General features: G+C 69.2%; 17 protein-coding genes and 1 pseudogene. 11 read left to right on the top strand and 7 right to left on the bottom strand.

The genetic code is table 11. The features are described from left to right. The first annotated feature begins 59 nt into the window (after positions 1-59). Positions 60-1064 carry a hypothetical protein gene (locus tag ACFV6H_RS32915; RefSeq protein ID WP_385549738.1) on the top strand — a complete coding sequence of 335 codons (1005 nt, stop codon included), beginning with the start codon at positions 60-62 and terminating at the stop codon, positions 1062-1064. 80 nt (positions 1065-1144) lie between these two features. Here the strand turns inward: ACFV6H_RS32915 and ACFV6H_RS32910 are convergent. Next, positions 1145-1875 (bottom strand): annotated as a pseudogene (locus ACFV6H_RS32910) (mobilization protein); the annotation flags it as partial. Between the two features lie 36 nt (positions 1876-1911). Between ACFV6H_RS32910 and ACFV6H_RS32905 the strand changes: the two are divergent. Continuing rightward, positions 1912-2205: a tyrosine-type recombinase/integrase gene (locus tag ACFV6H_RS32905; RefSeq protein ID WP_385549735.1), complete on the top strand. Its 294-nt coding sequence runs from the start codon at positions 1912-1914 to the stop codon at positions 2203-2205. Between the two features lie 108 nt (positions 2206-2313). On the opposite strand, the gene ychF is transcribed toward ACFV6H_RS32905, so the two are convergent. Further along, the gene (gene ychF / locus ACFV6H_RS32900; protein WP_384986151.1) at positions 2314-3402 is read right to left on the bottom strand and encodes a redox-regulated ATPase YchF; all 1089 of its coding nucleotides are present in this window, start codon (positions 3400-3402) and stop codon (positions 2314-2316) included. A 240-nt stretch (positions 3403-3642) separates the two neighbouring features. Here ychF and ACFV6H_RS32895 point away from each other — a divergent pair, with 240 nt between their 5' ends. Next, a complete protein-coding gene (locus ACFV6H_RS32895) occupies positions 3643-4350 on the top strand; it encodes a DUF6542 domain-containing protein (protein ID WP_385549732.1) in 708 nt (235 codons plus the stop codon). Between the two features lie 70 nt (positions 4351-4420). Here ACFV6H_RS32895 and ppgK read toward each other — a convergent pair whose 3' ends face one another. Further along, complete coding sequence (gene ppgK, locus ACFV6H_RS32890; protein ID WP_384986136.1) at positions 4421-5158, bottom strand: polyphosphate--glucose phosphotransferase; 738 nt, start codon at positions 5156-5158, stop codon at positions 4421-4423. Positions 5159-5254: 96 nt separating this feature from the next. Next, positions 5255-6283, bottom strand: coding sequence for a 4-hydroxy-3-methylbut-2-enyl diphosphate reductase (locus tag ACFV6H_RS32885; protein WP_384782013.1), 1029 nt, complete (start codon positions 6281-6283; stop codon positions 5255-5257). Between the two features lie 177 nt (positions 6284-6460). On the opposite strand from ACFV6H_RS32885, the gene ACFV6H_RS32880 reads away from it, so the two are divergent. From ACFV6H_RS32880 to ACFV6H_RS32865, 4 genes are all read left to right on the top strand, one after another. Next, complete coding sequence (locus tag ACFV6H_RS32880) at positions 6461-7873, top strand: APC family permease (protein ID WP_385549727.1); 1413 nt, start codon at positions 6461-6463, stop codon at positions 7871-7873. Between the two features lie 74 nt (positions 7874-7947). Continuing rightward, complete coding sequence (gene xseA / locus ACFV6H_RS32875) at positions 7948-9162, top strand: exodeoxyribonuclease VII large subunit (RefSeq protein ID WP_385549724.1); 1215 nt, start codon at positions 7948-7950, stop codon at positions 9160-9162. A gap of 76 nt (positions 9163-9238) precedes the next feature. After that, positions 9239-9481, top strand: a complete 243-nt coding sequence (locus ACFV6H_RS32870; RefSeq protein WP_385549721.1) for an exodeoxyribonuclease VII small subunit — start codon at positions 9239-9241, stop codon at positions 9479-9481. A gap of 194 nt (positions 9482-9675) precedes the next feature. Continuing rightward, positions 9676-10266: a malonic semialdehyde reductase gene (locus ACFV6H_RS32865; RefSeq protein WP_093594129.1), complete on the top strand. Its 591-nt coding sequence runs from the start codon at positions 9676-9678 to the stop codon at positions 10264-10266. Positions 10267-10374: 108 nt separating this feature from the next. Here the strand turns inward: ACFV6H_RS32865 and ACFV6H_RS32860 are convergent, their stop codons facing one another. Next, positions 10375-10920: a DUF4245 domain-containing protein gene (locus ACFV6H_RS32860; protein WP_385549718.1), complete on the bottom strand. Its 546-nt coding sequence runs from the start codon at positions 10918-10920 to the stop codon at positions 10375-10377. A 123-nt stretch (positions 10921-11043) separates the two neighbouring features. On the opposite strand from ACFV6H_RS32860, the gene glpX reads away from it, so the two are divergent. After that, positions 11044-12075, top strand: coding sequence for a class II fructose-bisphosphatase (gene glpX / locus ACFV6H_RS32855; RefSeq protein WP_093594135.1), 1032 nt, complete (start codon positions 11044-11046; stop codon positions 12073-12075). Between the two features lie 119 nt (positions 12076-12194). Here the strand turns inward: glpX and ACFV6H_RS32850 are convergent, their stop codons facing one another. Then, positions 12195-12569, bottom strand: coding sequence for a WhiB family transcriptional regulator (locus ACFV6H_RS32850; protein WP_066942704.1), 375 nt, complete (start codon positions 12567-12569; stop codon positions 12195-12197). Between the two features lie 228 nt (positions 12570-12797). Further along, on the bottom strand, positions 12798-13478 hold the full coding sequence (locus ACFV6H_RS32845; RefSeq protein ID WP_384782002.1) for a DUF1707 domain-containing protein: 681 nt from the start codon (positions 13476-13478) through the stop codon (positions 12798-12800). 287 nt (positions 13479-13765) lie between these two features. Between ACFV6H_RS32845 and ACFV6H_RS32840 the strand changes: the two genes are divergently transcribed. From ACFV6H_RS32840 to ACFV6H_RS32830, 3 genes are all read left to right on the top strand, one after another. Beyond that, a complete protein-coding gene (locus ACFV6H_RS32840; RefSeq protein ID WP_385549713.1) occupies positions 13766-15445 on the top strand; it encodes a fumarate hydratase in 1680 nt (559 codons plus the stop codon). A gap of 117 nt (positions 15446-15562) precedes the next feature. Further along, complete coding sequence (locus tag ACFV6H_RS32835) at positions 15563-16957, top strand: class II fumarate hydratase (RefSeq protein ID WP_385549710.1); 1395 nt, start codon at positions 15563-15565, stop codon at positions 16955-16957. A 22-nt stretch (positions 16958-16979) separates the two neighbouring features. Continuing rightward, positions 16980-17654: a DUF402 domain-containing protein gene (locus tag ACFV6H_RS32830; RefSeq protein ID WP_385549708.1), complete on the top strand. Its 675-nt coding sequence runs from the start codon at positions 16980-16982 to the stop codon at positions 17652-17654. Positions 17655-17723 lie beyond the last annotated feature (69 nt).

Genomic DNA, 17723 nt, shown 5'->3' with positions numbered 1-17723 from the left:
CGACTCGTTCCTCCAGCATCGTGCCGTCGGGCCGTAGGAGCCGTCGTAAAGGTTGCTGGGTGAATTCGCGGGAAAGTGACCCGGCGTACCAGGCGGTGGTTCGGGCGTTCGTGGACGGGGATCCGCTCGACCAAGTGGGTGGGCCCCTTGACGTTCGCGCGGTGGTGGCGGGCACCCGTCCCGGCGCCAAGGACGGGTTTCTGCTTGAGGAGGTGCCATGGGACCGCTTCCCAGAGGGGGCCAGGGTCCGCGAGGCCATGGAGCGGTTGCGCTCGGGCGACGCCGCCGCCGTTGTTAGTGCCCTCGGCACGCTGATCGGCCTGTGCGCCAACGATATGAGGGCCGCGGCCGCGCCGACGGTACCCTTCCTGATTCGAATAGGTACCGATCCGGAGGACCGCCACCCTGCCGAGGCTCTGACCGTGGTGGGCGAGGTGGCGCGCATGCGGCACCAGGGCGTGTGCACCCGTGCCGACATGCTGCGGTTTCGCGGCGATGACGAATGGTCCTTCGAGGTCACCGGCTACCTGCAGAACTGGTCGGTGCAGGCCGCCCGCGAGGCAATCGCGGTGGACACCGATCTCCTCCTGCCCCTGCTCGACGACCCCGACCCCGCAGTGCGCACCGCCACCGCATACGCGCTGGCGGCCGCCTCCGACCGCGCGCAGGACATCCTCACCGCGTTCCACTCCCGCCTCCTCGCCGAGCACAACCCGGCCGTACGCGCAGGCTTGGTCCTGGCGATCGCGCAGCTGGCCCGGGCGCACCAGGACCAGGGGACGGTGGTGTGGTTGCAGGCCCGCTGGTCCGACCCGGCACGACCGCCCGAGGTACGCGTGAGCGCCGCGCTGGGGTGGATGTGCCTCACCGACCTACCGGTCTCGGACGAACTACGCGCCATGCTGGACACCCTCGCGACCGACGAGACAGCTCGGTTGATGGCGCCGTTGCCGTGGATGCGCGCGGTCGAGACCGCCAGGGGCAGCGGCCTTCACCGTTGCCTGCGCACCATGCTGCACCCCGGCATGGCTGACGTCGAAAACTGTGACGACCCGTGGTCCTGACAACGAGTCGGGCGTTCCCCGCCGGAACACGTCGGCTGTTCCTGCGGGGAATATGTCGCACGGGTGCGATGGTCTCCGCATTACCGGCCCCTTCGTAGGCAGTCTGGCCGGGATCGATCGGCCACTGGTGTGGCCGACGGGTTTGGTGTGGCGGACATGGACGACGTGCCGCTGACCGCACTCCGCCTGCGCGCCGCTTGAGCCCGCCGGTTCGGCTGAGCGGCGATGCGCCAGTTGAGGACCTCGGCGAGGCGCTCGGCGCTGTCGAGCTCTCGCTGGGTGCCCACCTCGGCCAGGAGACGTCGGGGGTTGTGGCCGACGGTCTCGGCGTGGGCGAGGGTTGTGGTCAGGGCGGTCCAAGCGGGGTCGGCGAGGATTCGGTCGGCGTGGTCGGGGAGGGTCGCGCGAACGTCCTGCTCGAAGCGGCGGGCGGTTGCGACTCGTGGTGCGCGGCGGGCCAAGTCCGCCAGGACGGGTACGGCGGCCTGCTGGTACCCCGCCTGGAGGTGGCGGAAGGCTCCTTCGGCCGCTGCGGCCTGTTGTCCGTGACCGCGCTGGTCGTGCCACTTGGCGGCGGCGTGGGCAGATGCACGGTGGCGAAGAGCAGGGCGATGGCGAGCCCACCCGGCTCGCTGGAGGCGTAGGCGAGTTCCTTGGCAGCCTTGCGCAGAGCGGTGGCGGCCTGGTGGTCGGCGCGGGTGGCGGAGCGGCGGGCGCGGTTGAACGCCATCGCCGCCGCCCGCAGTTCCGCCCGGGGAGGGCCGGTCGTGGCGCTGGCAATGTTGTACAGGGCATCGCCGATGGGCCCGAGAGCTGGATCTTCACGGCGGCGCCGCAAGGCGGACCCGTGGTCTACACGCACTTCATGGACGGGTCCTGGCGGCCCGCCTGTGCGAAGGCCGGCATACCGAAGGGCACCGGACCCCACGCCCTCCGGCACCACTACGCCAGCCTGCTGATCAAGCACGGCGAGTCCGTGAAGACGGTCTTCGAGCGCCTCGGCCACACCAACGCGGCCATGACGCTGAACATCTACACCCACCTGTGGCCCGACTCCGAAGAGCGGACCCGGGCCGCGGTCGACAAGGCGTACTCGGACCAGTCCGCCGATGCCCAGCCACAGGTCGACGAAGCGGCGTAGCCGCTCCCCCGCGCGCTGACCGAAACCAGCACGCTGCGGACTCCGTGCGGACAGCAAAGGCCGCCCAACCCGCTCCGCCGCAGGTCAGACGGCCTTTCGCCGAACGTATTAGACGTTGAAGCGGAACTCGACCACGTCGCCGTCCTGCATCACGTAGTCCTTGCCCTCCATGCGGGCCTTGCCGGCGGAGCGGGCTTCGGGGACTGAGCCGGTGGTTACCAGGTCGGCGAAGGAGATCACCTCTGCCTTGATGAAGCCCTTCTGGAAGTCGGTGTGGATCACGCCGGCCGCTTCCGGGGCCGTGGCGCCCTTCTTGATCGTCCAGGCGCGGGACTCCTTGGGGCCTGCCGTGAGGTAGGTCTGGAGGCCCAGGGTGCGGAAGCCGACGTGGGCCAGGGTGGCGAGGCCCGGTTCCTGCTGGCCCACGGACTGGAGGAGTTCGAGGGCCTCCTCGTCGTCCAGTTCCGCGAGGTCGGACTCCAGCTTGGCGTTGAGGAAGATCGCCTCCGCCGGAGCGACCAGGGCGCGCTGTTCGTCCTTGAAGGAGTCGTCCGTCAGCTCCTCCTCGTCGACGTTGAAGACGTAGAGGAAGGGCTTGGTGGTGAGCAGATGCAGTTCGCGCAGCGGCTCCGCCTTCTCCGTGCCCTGGACGATGCCCGCGGAGAAGAGCGTCTCACCGGTCTCCAGGATGGCCTGGGCCTCCTCGATCGCCTTGACCTGGCCCAGCACCTCCTTCTTGATCCGTGACTCCCGCTGGAGGCGCGGGAGGACCTTCTCGATCGTCTGGAGGTCGGCGAGGATCAGCTCGGTGTTGATCGTCTCGATGTCGTCCTTGGGCGAGACCTTGCCGTCGACATGGACGACGTTCTCGTCCTTGAAGGCCCGGATCACCTGGCAGATGGCGTCCGACTCACGGATGTTCGCCAGGAACTTGTTGCCCAGGCCCTCGCCCTCGGAGGCGCCGCGCACGATGCCGGCGATGTCGACGAAGTCGACCGTGGCGGGAAGGATCCGCTGGGAGCCGAAGATCTCCGCGAGCTGGTTCAGCCGCGGATCCGGCACACCGACCACACCGACGTTGGGCTCGATGGTGGCGAACGGGTAGTTGGCCGCCAGCACGTCGTTCTTGGTCAGGGCGTTGAACAGGGTCGACTTGCCGACATTCGGCAGGCCGACGATTCCGATCGTGAGCGACACGTTGGCGACTTCCTGGAGTGAGGACTGGCTGAAGGAGGACCGGCCGAGGACCGGGATCCGGTTGATGGCCTGCTTACGGCCCGGGGGACCGATCCCCCAGTTTACGGGCGGGCCGCGGCGGTCGATGACGGGTTCGGGGCGCCACCCGACGCGCGCCGGGATCTCGAACTCAACGCCAAGGTCACCCAAAGGGCGTGTCCATCGCCTGATTCCTCACCGTGCGCCACCTACGTTGTAGCGGTGGAGCAGCACAGGACACGTCAGCCCCGGCGCCGGCAACGGCCGCAGAACCCGCCCTCCCCGCAGGGTGCCGTAACGGGATCCGCGAGCGTGTACCAGCTGCCCGGGACGACGGCCCGGCGCCGGCTGTCACCGTCCGGCGCGCTCCGCCCTCGGAAGCCCCCCGCAAAAGCGGCGAAGACCGGCACTCTGGAGAGGCTCGGCGGGCTGCGCAGGCTACGGAAACCGCGCAGACTGCCCAATCCCCGGTTCACCGGGCTCGGCGCCGGACTCTTCGCCGCCGCCACGATGCTCTGCGTCGCCTTTCTGGACCGGCTGCTCCTCGACGGCGCGCCTCTGGTGTACGGAGCGCTGTTCCTGCCGGTCAGCGCGGTGACCGCGCTCTGGGTCCGCACCGCCGATCTGGTGACGGCTCCCATCAGCGTGCCGATCGCCTTCGCCGTCGGCAGCTTTCCCATCGCGGGCGGCTCTGGCGGTTTCGGCGGCCACACCATGGCGCTGGTCACGGCACTGGCCGTACACGCCGGCTGGCTGTACGGCGGCACGCTCATCGCCGGGCTCATCGCATCCGTACGGAAGGTGCGGCAGATGGGACGTCGGCAGCGCGCCCGGGACGCCGCCGCCCTCAGGGCCGGTTCCAAGGTCAGACCGGCCCGGACCACACCGCCCAACGGCGCCACCGCGTACCGAGCCGTACGCCGCGGTTAGCCGCCGCGCGCCGCCCCGCGCACCGCCCCGGGGCCCGTACCGATCCGGATCCGCCGCAGCCCGCCCGTACCTACCGTCCCGCCGCCACCATCGCCGCGCCCACGATCCCCGCGTTGTTCTGCAGCTCCGCCGGAATGATCTCGGCCCTGACGCCCTCGATCAGCGGCAGGAACTTCTCGGACTTACGGCTCACTCCACCGCCGATGATGAACAGCTCCGGCGAGAACAGCATCTCCAGATGCTCCAGATACTTCTGCACCCGGTGCGCCCAGTGGTGCCAGCTCAGCTCCGCGTCCTCCTTGGCCTTCGACGACGCACGCTTCTCCGCCTCATGGCCGTGCAGCTCCAGATGGCCCAGTTCGGTGTTGGGCACCAGCTTGCCGTCGATGAACAGCGCGCTGCCGATGCCCGTGCCGAAGGTCAGCAGAAAGACCACGCCCTTACGGCCGCGCCCCGCGCCGAAGGACATCTCCGCGACGCCCGCCGCGTCCGCGTCGTTCAGGACGGTGGTCCGCAGATTCAGCTTGTCGCCGAGGAGCTGTCCGGCGTCCGTATCGATCCATGATTTGTCGACATTGGCGGCCGTACGGACCACGGAGCCCGTGACCACGCCGGGAAAGGTGATACCGACCGGGCCCGACCAGCCGAAATGCCGCACGACCTCCACCACACCGTCGGCGACGCTCTCCGGCGTCGCCGGGTGCGGGGTCAGTACTTTGTGCCGCGGCTCGGCGAGATCGCCGCGCTCCAGGTCCACGGGCGCGCCCTTGATGCCCGAGCCACCGATGTCCACTCCGAAGACGTTCATGGACACAACGTTACGGCCAGACGCTGACAGCGACTTCCGGGAGAACGGCTCGCGATCGCCTCCTTACGAATCCCGCCATGCGCTCCCCCGCTGTTCTCACTTCTCCGCGAGGGCCGCCGCCTCCGCCCGCAGATCACGGCGGAGCTCCTTGGGCAGCGAGAACGTGATCGACTCCTCCGCCGCCTTGACGATCTCGACATCCTCGAAGCCGCGCTGCGAGAGCCACTCCAGAACGCCCTCGACCAGGACTTCCGGCACGGACGCGCCCGAGGTGAGACCGACCGTGGAGACGCCCTCCAGCCATGCCTCGTCGATCTCGTCGGCACCGTCCACCAGATGGGAGGCGCCCGCGCCCGCGCCGAGGGCGACCTCGACCAGCCGTACCGAGTTGGAGGAGTTCTTGGAGCCGACGACGATCACCAGATCCGCGTCGGCGCCCATCTGCTTGACCGCGATCTGACGGTTCTGTGTGGCGTAGCAGATGTCGTCGCTCGGCGGCGAGATGAGCTGCGGGAACTTCTGCTTCAGCGCGTCGACCGTCTCCATCGTCTCGTCCACCGAGAGCGTGGTCTGGGAGAGCCAGACGACCTTCGACTCGTCGCGCACCTCGACGCCGGCGACATCGCCGGGGCCGTCGACCAGCGTGATGTGGTCCGGCGCCTCGCCCGAGGTGCCGATGACCTCTTCATGGCCGTCGTGGCCGATCAGCAGGATGTCGTAGTCCTCGTTGGCGAACCGGACGGCCTCTTTGTGAACCTTGGTCACCAGAGGGCAGGTCGCGTCGATGGTGGCGAGCCGGCGCTCGGCCGCCTCCTCATGGACGACGGGCGCGACACCGTGCGCCGAGAACATGACGATCGATCCCTCGGGGACCTCCGCCGTCCTGTCGACGAAGATCGCGCCCTTCTTCTCCAGAGTCCTGACGACGTACTTGTTGTGGACGATCTCGTGACGGACGTAGATCGGCGCCCCGTACTGTTCGAGCGCCTTCTCCACGGCGATCACGGCGCGGTCGACACCAGCGCAGTAACCACGGGGAGCGGCGAGCAGGACGCGTTTGCCGGCGCGGCGCACGGCGTCTCCACTGGGGGCGGCGGCGGGCGACGGGCGGGACGTGGCAGTCATGCGTCCCATCGTAAGGCCGTTCAGAAGAGGCAGAAGTTCCCCCGTCCGCCCGACACTGGGCGTACGTATCGGGAGTACGTGACGGGCGTACGCGATGGGAGTACGTGACGGGCATACGTAACCGGTGTACGTGACCGGGCATACGCGCGCGACGGACGGGCAGGTGACGGACCAGCGGTGGACGATCGAGCGGCGGAGGGCCGGAAGACCGGCCCGGCGGCCGGTGGGCCGCGTACGGCCGGCGGCGGGCTCCGGCGGACACTCGGCTTCCGCGATCTCGTCGTCTACGGACTGCTGTTCATCGCTCCCATGGCACCGGTCGGCGTCTTCGGCACGCTCGACGCCAGGTCCCATGGATCCGTGGCCCTGGTCTATGCCGTCGCGACCGTGGCAATGGCGTTCACCGCCTTCAGCTACGCCCAGATGGTACGAGTCGTCCCGCAGGCCGGCTCGGTCTTCGCGTACGCGCGCAAAGGGCTCGGCGAAGGGCCGGGATTCATCGCCGGCTGGATGGCGATGCTCGACTATCTGCTGATTCCCGCCGTGGCCTATCTCTTCGCCGGGATCGCGATGGAGGCGCTGGTGCCCTCCGTCGACCGGTGGATCTGGACCGCGATCGCCGTGGTGATCACCACACTGCTCAATCTGTGGGGAGTACGGGCGGCGGCCCGCGTCGGCTTCGCGGTGCTGGCGCTGGAGACCGCGGTGCTGCTGGTGTTCGTGGTGGCGGCCGTCGTCGTGCTCGCGCGCGACGGCGCGACGCGCGGCTGGTCCACGCCGTTCACCGGTGACAACGGCTTCTCGACGGCGGCGGTGCTGGGCGCGGTGTCGGTCGCGGTGCTGTCGTATCTGGGCTTCGACGCGATCGCCTCGTTCGCGGAGGAGGTGACGGGCGGTTCGCGCCTGGTGGCGCGGGCGGTGCTGTTCTGTCTGGTGCTCGCCGGTGTGCTGTTCGTCGTACAGACATATCTTGTGGCGCTGCTCGAACCAGCGACCTCCGCCCAGTTGGCCGCGGATCCGGCCCGGCAGGGCCCGGCGTTCTACGACGCGGTGGACGCCTCGGTCGGCACCTGGCTCCATGATCTGGTGGCGGTGAGCAAGGCGGTCGGAGCGGCGTTCGCGGCGCTGGCCGCGCAGGCGGCGGCGGGACGGCTGCTCTTCGCGATGGGCCGTGAGCGCCGGCTGCCGTACGCGCTGTCGCGTACGTACGCGGGCGTGCCGCGCGTCGCCCTGCTGCTGGCCGCCGTGGTGACGCTGATCGCGGCCGTCTGGGCGGCCCGGCGCGCCGACGGTCTGGACCGGCTGGTCTCGGTGGTGGACATCGGGGCGCTGACGGCGTTCGTGCTGCTGCATGCGTCGGTGGTGGGCTGGTTCGTGGTGCGCCGGCGAGAAGGGCCACCGCGCTGGTTCCGCCATGCGGTACTGCCGGTGATCGGCGCGGCCATTCTGATCGCGGTCGTCGTGGAGGCGGCGGGCTCGGCTCAGACGGCGGGCGCGATCTGGCTGGTCGTGGGCCTTGTGGTGCTGCTGGTGCAGCGGGGACGGCACGGTCGACGGCGGGGCCGCCCCGTAGAGCCTCCCCGGCCCTGAGCGGCGGAGCCGGGAAGCCGCTTCGGGAGTGATGTTCGGGAGTGATGTCGTAGGCGGCGGATACGCTCCTTGGTATGGCTCTGCATACGTCCGCGGACGCTCCGCTGCCGGTCGGCGAGGTGTCCCGGCTCATCGGCGGGTGGATCGACCGGCTCGGCGCGGTCTGGGTCGAGGGACAGATCACCCAGCTCTCGCGCCGGCCCGGCGCGGGCGTCGTCTTTCTGACGCTGCGCGACCCGTCGTACGACATCTCGGTGAGCGTCACCTGCTACCGGCAGGTGTTCGACGCGATCGCGGATGTGGTCTCCGAGGGCGCGCGGGTCGTGGTGCAGGCGAAGCCGGAGTGGTACGCGCCGCGTGGGCAGCTCTCGCTGCGGGCCACGGAGATACGCCCGGTCGGCATCGGTGAACTGCTCGTGCGGCTGGAGCAGTTGAAGAAGTCCCTGGCCGCGGAAGGGCTGTTCGCCGCCGACCGTAAGAAACCGCTGCCTTTTCTCCCGCAGTTGATCGGGCTGGTCTGCGGCCGGGCGTCGGCGGCCGAGCGGGACGTACTGGAGAACGCGCGGCGGCGGTGGCCCGCGGTCCGTTTCGAGGTGCGCAACACGGCGGTGCAGGGCGTCAACGCGGTGGCGCAGGTCGTCCAAGCGGTGAAGGAGCTGGACGCGCTGCCGGAGGTGGATGTGATCATCGTGGCGCGCGGCGGCGGCAGCGTGGAGGATCTGCTGCCGTTCTCGGACGAGCAGTTGGTACGGGCGGTGGCCGCGTGCCATACGCCCGTCGTCTCCGCGATCGGGCACGAGCCGGACGCGCCGCTGCTGGATCTCGTAGCGGATGTCCGGGCGTCGACGCCGACGGACGCGGCGAAGAAGATCGTGCCGGATGTCGGGGAGGAGCTGGACCGGGTGCAGGCGCTGCGCGACCGGGCGCTGCGGACGGTACGAGGGCTGCTCGACCGCGAGGAGCGCGGGCTCGCCCATGCGCTGGCCCGTCCGGTGATGGAGCGGCCTCACCGGATGGTGGACGAGCGCGCGGCCGAGGTGGCCGCGCTGGCCGACCGGAGCAGACGGGTACTGCGGCATCTGCTGGACCGCGCGGACTCGGAGCTGTCGCACACCCTGGCGCGGGTGGTCGCGCTGTCGCCCGCGGCGACGCTGGAGCGCGGGTACGCGGTGCTGCAACGGCCCGACGGAACGGTCGTACGGTCTCCGCACGAGGTCACGACGGCCGAGGAGCTGAGGGCCCGGGTGGCGGAGGGCGAATTCACGGTACGGGTCGCGGACGCGGAGTGAGCCGCGGCGCGGACGCCGGAGTCGTTGTCGGATCGCGCACAGGCGCGCGTACAGAGGCGTACAGAGGATGGATGACATGGCCAGGACGGACGAAGCAGCCGTGCTCGGATACGAGCAGGCACGGGACGAGCTGATCGAGGTCGTACGCCGGCTGGAGGCGGGCGGTACGTCCCTGGAGGACTCGCTGGCCCTGTGGGAGCGCGGCGAGGAACTGGCGAAGGTCTGCCGCCGCTGGCTGGAGGGCGCGCGGGCACGGCTGGACGCGTCCTTGGCCGAGGAGAAGGCCGAGACGGAGGAGGAGCCACGGGACGAGGAGTAGGCGGGACAGGAAGGCGATTCGAGGGACGCGACGGCTTCGGGAGACGCGACGGCAGAGCCGCCCCGAGGACGGGAACCGCACGGCGGCGGCTGTGAAGCGGGTCACTGAGACCTGGATTTAGTTGAAGGTTCACACATCTGCTTGTACCGTGAAGGCGATTACCCGATCCACCACGCCTCCGGAAGGTATTCCAGATGTCCCTCCACCTTGATCCCGCAGCTCAGGACCTTCTCTTCCGTGAGGCGCGCACCGCCAACACGTTCACCGACGAGCCGGTGACCGACGAGCAGGTGCGTGCGATCTACGAGCTGGTCAAGTACGGTCCCACCGCATTCAACCAGTCGCCGCTGCGTATCGTCCTGGTGCGGTCCGCCGAGGCCCGTGCGCGCCTGGCGCCGCTGATGTCCGACGGCAACCGGGACAAGACCGTCACCGCGCCTCTGGTCGCGATCCTGGCCGCCGACAACGAGTTCCACGAGGAGCTCCCCCGGCTCCTTCCGCACTTCCCGCAGGCCAAGGACGCGTTCTTCAGCGAGCGGTCGGTCCGTGAGCAGACCGCCTCGATGAACGCCGCCCTCCAGGCCGGCTACTTCATCACGGGCATCCGCGCCGCCGGTCTCGCCGCGGGCCCCATGACCGGCTTCGACTTCGCCGGCGTCCAGAAGGAGTTCCTGGACGACGACCACACGCCACTGATGATCATCAACATCGGCAAGCCCGGCGAGAACGCCTGGTTCCCGCGCAACCCGCGCCTCGACTTCGACGACGTCGTCACGACCGTCTGAGCACCGAGCCACCAGCCGCGCGAGGCCGCCGTCCGCAGAGGACGGCGGCCTTCGTCGTACAGACGCGTACAGATCAGGCAGATCCGGTGCACGACCGGAGTGGGCGCATCAGGGCTGCTGTGTCCCGGGCTGCTGCGTCCCCGGCTTCAGTGCGGCGGCCATCTCCGCCAGCCGCTCGTACGAGGCCGTGCCCGTCACCACCGTCGTCGCGTTCCCGTCCGTACGGACCAGGGCGTCGTACTTGGGCCCTTCCCAGCGCTGCCAGGCCTCGCCCGCCACCTGCGCCGTCCTGCCGGTGTCGGTCGCCTCCTGGCTCACCTCGGGCACGTAATTCCGCGCGGGCGCCGTGGACTGCTCGACGGCGACATACTCGCCGTCCGGCGCCAGATAGCCGAGATGCCACGCGTCGCCGTCCTCGGTCCGGTACGAGACCGACGTCGGCTTCCACTGCTCGGTGAGGCCCGTCGGCGCCAGGACCGGATACGGCGCGGCCCGGCGCGCGGTCAGCAGCTCGACGCGGTAGTCGACCGCCTTGACCGGAACCGCTGTGTCGTCGTGCGGAATGAACACATAGATCCCCGCGACGACGAGTCCGATGACCGCCATCGACAGAAACATGTCCCGCACCGTCTGTCCGCCTCGCATACCTGCCATCGCACCATCGTCGCATCGGGGCTTCCCGCTCATCCGTGGGCCCCTCTGCTCAATCTGTCGGCGCACGGATAGAGTCGTATCACCCTCTTTTCCGGCCGTCGTCGTACAGAAAGGTGCGTTCCGATGACCGAGCATCACCTTCCGCCCCCTCTTGAGGTGGCTCCCGAAGCACCCGACCGCAATCTCGCCCTGGAGCTGGTCCGGGTCACGGAGGCCGCCGCCATGGCGGCCGGCCGCTGGGTCGGGCGCGGCGACAAGAACGGCGCGGACGGCGCCGCGGTGAACGCCATGCGCACGCTCGTCTCCACGGTGTCGATGAACGGTGTGGTCGTCATCGGCGAGGGCGAGAAGGACGAAGCCCCGATGCTCTACAACGGCGAGCGCGTCGGTGACGGCACCGGCGCCGAGGTCGACATCGCCGTGGATCCCATCGACGGCACCACCCTGAACGCCAAGGGCATGCCCAACGCCATCGCCGTACTGGCCGCCGCCGACCGCGGCGCCATGTTCGACCCGTCCGCGGTCTTCTACATGGACAAGCTGGTGACCGGGCCCGAGGCCGCCGACTTCGTGGACATCAACGCGCCCGTCGCCGTCAATATCCGCCGGGTCGCCAAGGCCAAGCGCTCCTCGCCCGAGGACGTCACGGTCGTCGTGCTCGACCGTCCCCGTCATGACGGGATCGTCAAGGAGATCCGGGAGACGGGCGCCCGGATCAAGTTCATCTCGGACGGCGATGTGGCCGGTTCGATCATGGCCGCGCGCGAGGGCACCGGTGTCGATCTGCTGATGGGCGTGGGCGGCACGCCCGAAGGCATCATCTCGGCGTGCGCCATAAAGTGCCTCGGCGGCGTCATCCAGGGCAAGCTCTGGCCCAAGGACGAGACGGAGCGGCAGCGCGCGATCGACGCCGGGCACGATCTGGACCGCGTCCTGTCCACCGACGATCTGGTCAGCGGCGACAACGTGTTCTTCGTCGCCACCGGTATCACCGACGGCGAGCTGCTGCGCGGAGTGCGCTACCGCTCGGAGACCGCGACGACCCAGTCGCTGGTCATGCGCTCCAAGTCCGGCACGATCCGGCAGATCGACTCCACCCACCGGCTCTCGAAGCTCCGGGCCTACAGCACGATCGACTTCGACCGCGCCAGATAGCCGGACGGCCGGTCCCACGCGGACGTTCTCGTGTGGACACGGACGATACGGACAGGAAGAGGGCGCCCCGTTGTGCGGCGGGGCGCCCTTTCCGTATCCGCGATCCGTAGCCGTGATCCTCAGCCCGCGGCGGCGATCCGCTCGCCCGCCGCGGCGGCCTTTCTCAGCTCCACCTCGCGCCGCCGGCGGCGCGCGAGCACCACCCTGCGCTCGGCCGCCGTCAGCCCGCCCCATACTCCGTACGGCTCGGGCTGGAGCAGCGCGTGCTCCCGGCAGTCCACCATGACCGGACAGCGGGCGCAGACCCGCTTCGCGGCCTCCTCCCGCGCCAGCCTCGCGGCTGTCGGCTCCTTCGACGGTGCGAAGAACAATGCGGCTTCGTCACGGCGGCACACCGCCTCCGAATGCCAGGGGCCGGCCTGATCCTCCCGAGCGGGACTCCGCTGGGAGGGCACGGCGGCGACCTGCAAGGGCTGATGCGGCAGTTGCAGCACGGTCTACTCCTGACGACGGCTTCGCGAGCGAGAGACGATGCAGCTTTCCCTACCCGCTGTGCGCGCTCCTAAGCACTGAGTGGCACCGAGTTCGGAGTCCGTGAACGCCGTACGGAATTACGGACGCTCAATCACCACTGGACGGCTTTGGCCGGAAAGAACCGGAAAGGAACAGTCATCTGGACCGCGTGGGATCGCACAGGACCACGCGGGACCGCTAAACCCGGCTCAGTAACCGAGGTGCTTACGGAACCGGTCGTGGAGGTCCGCGACTCGCTTGCCGCGCTTGGGCTTGGCCTCGACATTGCCGAACACCGAGTATCCGTTCACGACGACGGCCGGTGCGTCCGCGTCGGTGGCCTCCAGCGTGAGGACTTCGAAATTGCCGAAGATGCCCGTACCGCTGCCGCGCAGCGAGATGTTCTCAGGGACGCGGACCTCGACATTGCCGAAAATGGACGTCGCGTTGATCACGGTGGTGCGCTGTCCGAAGAGCGCCTCGGTCAGATCGATCTCGACATTGCCGAAGAGCGCGAAGGCATTGGTCCTGCGGCCGATGCGCCAGCGGCCCTTGCGGGTCGAGCTGCTGAAGACCGCGATCAGATTCTCGGCCGGCGCCGAGGGATCCTCGGGACCGTATCCGTACCCGGACGAGGGCGTGGCAGCGGCGGCCGTCCTGCCGTCCGCACCGACGGCGGGCAAGTCCCGTACCAGCGGCTCCAGTTCGCCGACGGTCTTGGCGCGGTAGACGGAGTCGATTCGCTCGGCATGCTCCTCGGCGTCCAGGCGGCCCTCCGCCAGGGCCTCCCGGAGGATGTCGGCGATCCGGTCCCGGTCGGCGTCGGAGGCCCGGATACCGGCGGGCTCCACCGGCGCGACCGGCTTCTGAGGGTGCTTTTCGAGGTCCACGATCCCAGGGTAGCGAAACGCGATAGATCGCGACTAGGGCTTGTCCGGTCCGACCGGGATTTGTCCGTTCTCCGGCCGGAGCCTGCCCATCCGGAGCCTGTCCATCCGGGGCCCGTCCATGCCGAGTGGCCGCGCCGGGCCCTCACGGCAGCCGCGCCGGGCACCCGCGTCGGGCCCTCCCACTGAGCCCTACCTCACAGCCGCGCTGTCAGTGCGGCGCCCTACGCTTGCAGTGCGCGTTGCCAATGGAGGCCGCGTCGCCGTCTGTCGAGTGAGGAATGGCCGTAATGCCAGAGTTTGCGTACTCCGATCTGCTCCCGCTGGGAGAGGACACCACGCCCTACCGGCTGGTGACCGCCGAAGGTGTCTCCTCCTTCGAGGCCGACGGGCGTACGTTCCTCAAGGTCGAGCCGGAGGCGCTGCGCACTCTCGCCGCCGAGGCGATGCACGACATCTCACACTATCTGCGCCCGGCCCACCTCGCCCAGCTCCGCAGGATCGTGGACGACCCGGAGGCGTCGTCGAACGACAAGTTCGTGGCGCTCGATCTGCTGAAGAACGCGAATATCGCGGCGGCCGGTGTTCTCCCGATGTGTCAGGACACCGGTACGGCGATCGTGATGGGCAAGCGCGGACAGAACGTACTGACTCAGGGCGGCGACGAGGAAGCCCTTTCGCACGGCATCTACGACGCGTACACGAAGTTGAATCTGCGTTATTCACAGATGGCTCCGCTCACCATGTGGGAGGAGAAGAACACCGGCTCGAACCTGCCCGCGCAGATCGAGCTGTACGCGACCGACGGCGGCGCGTACAAGTTCCTCTTCATGGCGAAGGGCGGCGGCTCCGCCAACAAGTCGTTCCTCTACCAGGAGACGAAGGCGGTTCTCAACGAGGCCTCCATGATGAAGTTCCTGGAGGAGAAGATTCGCTCGCTCGGTACGGCCGCCTGCCCGCCCTACCACTTGGCGATCGTCGTGGGCGGTACATCGGCCGAGTTCGCCCTGAAGACCGCGAAGTACGCCTCCGCGCACTATCTGGACGAATTGCCTTCCGAGGGCTCCGCGACCGGTCATGGCTTCCGTGACAAGGAGTTGGAGGAGAAGGTCTTCGAGCTGACGCAGCGCATCGGTATCGGCGCGCAGTTCGGCGGCAAGTACTTCTGCCATGACGTACGGGTGGTGCGTCTGCCGCGCCACGGCGCCTCGCTGCCGGTCGCGATCGCCGTCTCCTGCTCGGCCGACCGCCAGGCCGTCGCGAAGATCACCGCGGAGGGCGTCTTCCTGGAGCAGTTGGAGACGGATCCGGCGCGCTTCCTGCCGGACACCACGGACGAGCATCTGAACGAGAGCAACGAGAGCGATGTCGATGTCGTACGAGTCGATCTCAACCGTCCGATGGACGACGTCCTCGCGGAGTTGACGAAGTATCCGGTCAAGACCCGGCTCTCGCTCACCGGGCCGCTGGTGGTGGCCCGTGACATCGCGCACGCCAAGATCAAGGAGCGGCTGGACGCGGGTGAGGAGATGCCGCAGTACCTGAAGGACCATCCGGTGTACTACGCGGGCCCGGCGAAGACGCCCGAGGGATACGCGTCCGGCTCCTTCGGCCCGACGACGGCCGGCCGGATGGACTCGTACGTGGAGCAGTTCCAGGCGGCGGGCGGCTCGAAGGTGATGCTCGCCAAGGGCAATCGTTCGAGGCAGGTCACCGACGCCTGCGCCGCGCACGGCGGCTTCTATCTCGGCTCGATCGGCGGCCCGGCGGCGCGGCTGGCGCAGGACTGCATCAAGAAGGTCGAGGTCGTCGAGTACGAGGAGCTGGGCATGGAGGCGGTCTGGAGGATCGAGGTGGAGGACTTCCCCGCGTTCATCGTCGTGGACGACAAGGGCAACGACTTCTTCACCGAACCGGCTCCGGCGCCCACGTTCACCAGCATTCCGGTCCGCGGGCCCGGCCTCGGCTGACCTCCGGACCGTGTCCGGGCCGTACAGGGCCCGTCTCGCCGTAACACTTTCGTGGGAACGCTTCCCGGGAACACATCGGTGCGGCCGGACGCTCTTCTTGCAGGAGGTACGACGACGATGACGGACGAGAGCCGGTACCGCACCGAACACGACTCCATGGGTGAGGTACTGGTCCCCGCGCACGCCAAGTGGCGTGCCCAGACACAGCGCGCGGTGGAGAACTTCCCCATCTCCGGGCAGCGTCTGGAGCGAGCCCATATCGAGGCCCTGGCCCGGATCAAGGCCGCCGCCGCCAAGGTCAACGCCGAGCTCGGTGTGATCGACAAGGACATCGCGGACGCCGTCCAGGACGCGGCGGCCGAGGTCGCCGCGGGCCGCTGGGACGAGCATTTCCCGGTGGACGTCTTCCAGACGGGCTCGGGTACCTCCTCGAATATGAACACGAATGAGGTGCTCGCCACACTCGCCACCGAGCGCCTCGGCCGTGCGGTCCATCCGAACGACCATGTCAACGCGTCACAGAGTTCCAACGACGTCTTCCCGTCCAGCATCCATATCGCCGCGACCGCCGCCGTCACCGGTGAGCTGATCCCGGCACTGGAGCATCTCGCCGCCGCCCTGGAGCGCAAGGCCGAGGAGTTCGGCGCGGTGGTCAAGTCGGGCCGTACGCATCTCATGGACGCCACGCCCGTCACGCTCGGCCAGGAGTTCGGCGGCTATGCCGCGCAGATCAGATACGCGGTGGAGCGGCTGACCGCCTCCCTCCCACGGCTCGCCGAACTGCCTCTCGGCGGTACGGCGGTGGGCACCGGGATCAACACGCCGCCCGGCTTCTCCGCCGCCGTCATCGCCGAGGTGGCCCGCGCCACGGGACTGCCGCTGACGGAGGCCCGTAACCACTTCGAGGCGCAGGGCGCGCGCGACGGACTTGTGGAGACCTCGGGCCAGCTCCGTACGCTCGGGGTCTCCCTCACCAAGATCTCCAACGATCTGCGCTGGATGGCGTCCGGACCGCGCACCGGACTCGCCGAGATCAGCCTCCCGGATCTCCAGCCCGGCTCCTCGATCATGCCCGGCAAGGTCAATCCGGTGATCCCGGAGGCCGTGCTGATGGTCGCGGCGCAGGTCACCGGCAATGACGCGACGGTCGCCGCGGCCGGCGCCGCCGGGAACTTCGAGCTGAACGTGATGCTTCCGGTGATCGCCAGGAACCTTCTGGAGTCCGTACGGCTGCTGGCCAATGTGTCCCGGCTGCTGGCGGACCGTACGGTCGACGGCATCGTCGCCCACGTTGAACGGGCCCGTGAGTACGCCGAGTCCTCGCCCTCCGTCGTCACTCCGCTCAACAAGTACATCGGGTACGAGGAGGCCGCGAAGGTCGCCAAGAAGTCCCTGGCCGAGCACCGGACGATCCGTGAGACGGTCCTGGAGCTCGGCTATGTGGAGCGCGGCGACCTGACGCTGGAACAGCTCGACGAGGCACTGGACGTACTGCGGATGACCCGCCCGTGACGCGGCGCTCTAGGATCTGCGCATGACAGAGACGGCGGCGGCCGGGCACTGGGCGCCCGGCACACAGATTCTGTGGCGGTACCGGGAGAACGCCGGGGACCGGGTGCACATCTGCCGTCCCGTCACGGTCGTCCAGGACTCCGCCGAACTGCTCGCCGCCTGGCTGGCGCCGGACACACCGTGTATGAAGCCGGCCCTCGCGGACGGCTCGCCGATCCAGAACGAGCCGCTGGCGACCCGCTACACCACACCGCGCACGGTGGTGCGCGACCGGTGGTACGGAATGGGCGTGCTGAAGCTGGCGCGGCCCGGTGAGCCGTGGTCGGTGTGGCTGTGGTGGGAGCGGGACTGGCACTTCCAGAACTGGTACGTGAATCTGGAGGAGCCCCGCACCCGCTGGGCCGGCGGTATCGACTCCGAGGACCACTTCCTCGACATCGACGTCTTTCCCGACCGGAGCTGGCGGTGGCGCGACGAGGACGAGTTCACCCAGGCCCAGCAGGACGGGCTGATGGGACCCGCCCAGGCGCGCAAGGTCAGGGAGGCCGGGCTCGCGGCGATCGAGGTCGTCAACGGCTGGGGCGCGCCGTTCCGCGACGGCTGGGAGCACTGGCGGCCCGAGCCGCACTGGACGGTGCCCGAGCTGCCCGACGACTGGGACCGGGCGCCGGAGCGCGCCGGGGCACAGGCCCGTTGAGCGCCCCGCCGCGCGCACTTCCGCACAGCCCGCCGCACGGCCTGTCGCACAGGCCGTCGCACGCCTGCC

This window comes from Streptomyces sp. NPDC059743 (assembly GCF_042732975.1).
Classification (GTDB): domain Bacteria; phylum Actinomycetota; class Actinomycetes; order Streptomycetales; family Streptomycetaceae; genus Streptomyces.
This window is presented reverse-complemented; position numbering and strand designations above follow the sequence as displayed.

What these genes read in the sequence shown, in the direction of transcription:
- ppgK (WP_384986136.1), bottom strand. Translation starts at nt 5,158, where the DNA reads ATGAACGTCTTCGGAGTGGACATCGGTGGCTCGGGCATCAAGGGCGCG.
- ACFV6H_RS32885 (WP_384782013.1), bottom strand. Translation starts at nt 6,283, where the DNA reads ATGACTGCCACGTCCCGCCCGTCGCCCGCCGCCGCCCCCAGTGGAGAC.
- xseA (WP_385549724.1), top strand. Translation starts at nt 7,948, where the DNA reads ATGGCTCTGCATACGTCCGCGGACGCTCCGCTGCCGGTCGGCGAGGTG.
- ACFV6H_RS32870 (WP_385549721.1), top strand. Translation starts at nt 9,239, where the DNA reads ATGGCCAGGACGGACGAAGCAGCCGTGCTCGGATACGAGCAGGCACGG.
- ACFV6H_RS32865 (WP_093594129.1), top strand. Translation starts at nt 9,676, where the DNA reads ATGTCCCTCCACCTTGATCCCGCAGCTCAGGACCTTCTCTTCCGTGAG.
- ACFV6H_RS32860 (WP_385549718.1), bottom strand. Translation starts at nt 10,920, where the DNA reads ATGGCAGGTATGCGAGGCGGACAGACGGTGCGGGACATGTTTCTGTCG.
- glpX (WP_093594135.1), top strand. Translation starts at nt 11,044, where the DNA reads ATGACCGAGCATCACCTTCCGCCCCCTCTTGAGGTGGCTCCCGAAGCA.
- ACFV6H_RS32840 (WP_385549713.1), top strand. Translation starts at nt 13,766, where the DNA reads ATGCCAGAGTTTGCGTACTCCGATCTGCTCCCGCTGGGAGAGGACACC.
- ACFV6H_RS32835 (WP_385549710.1), top strand. Translation starts at nt 15,563, where the DNA reads ATGACGGACGAGAGCCGGTACCGCACCGAACACGACTCCATGGGTGAG.
- ACFV6H_RS32830 (WP_385549708.1), top strand. Translation starts at nt 16,980, where the DNA reads ATGACAGAGACGGCGGCGGCCGGGCACTGGGCGCCCGGCACACAGATT.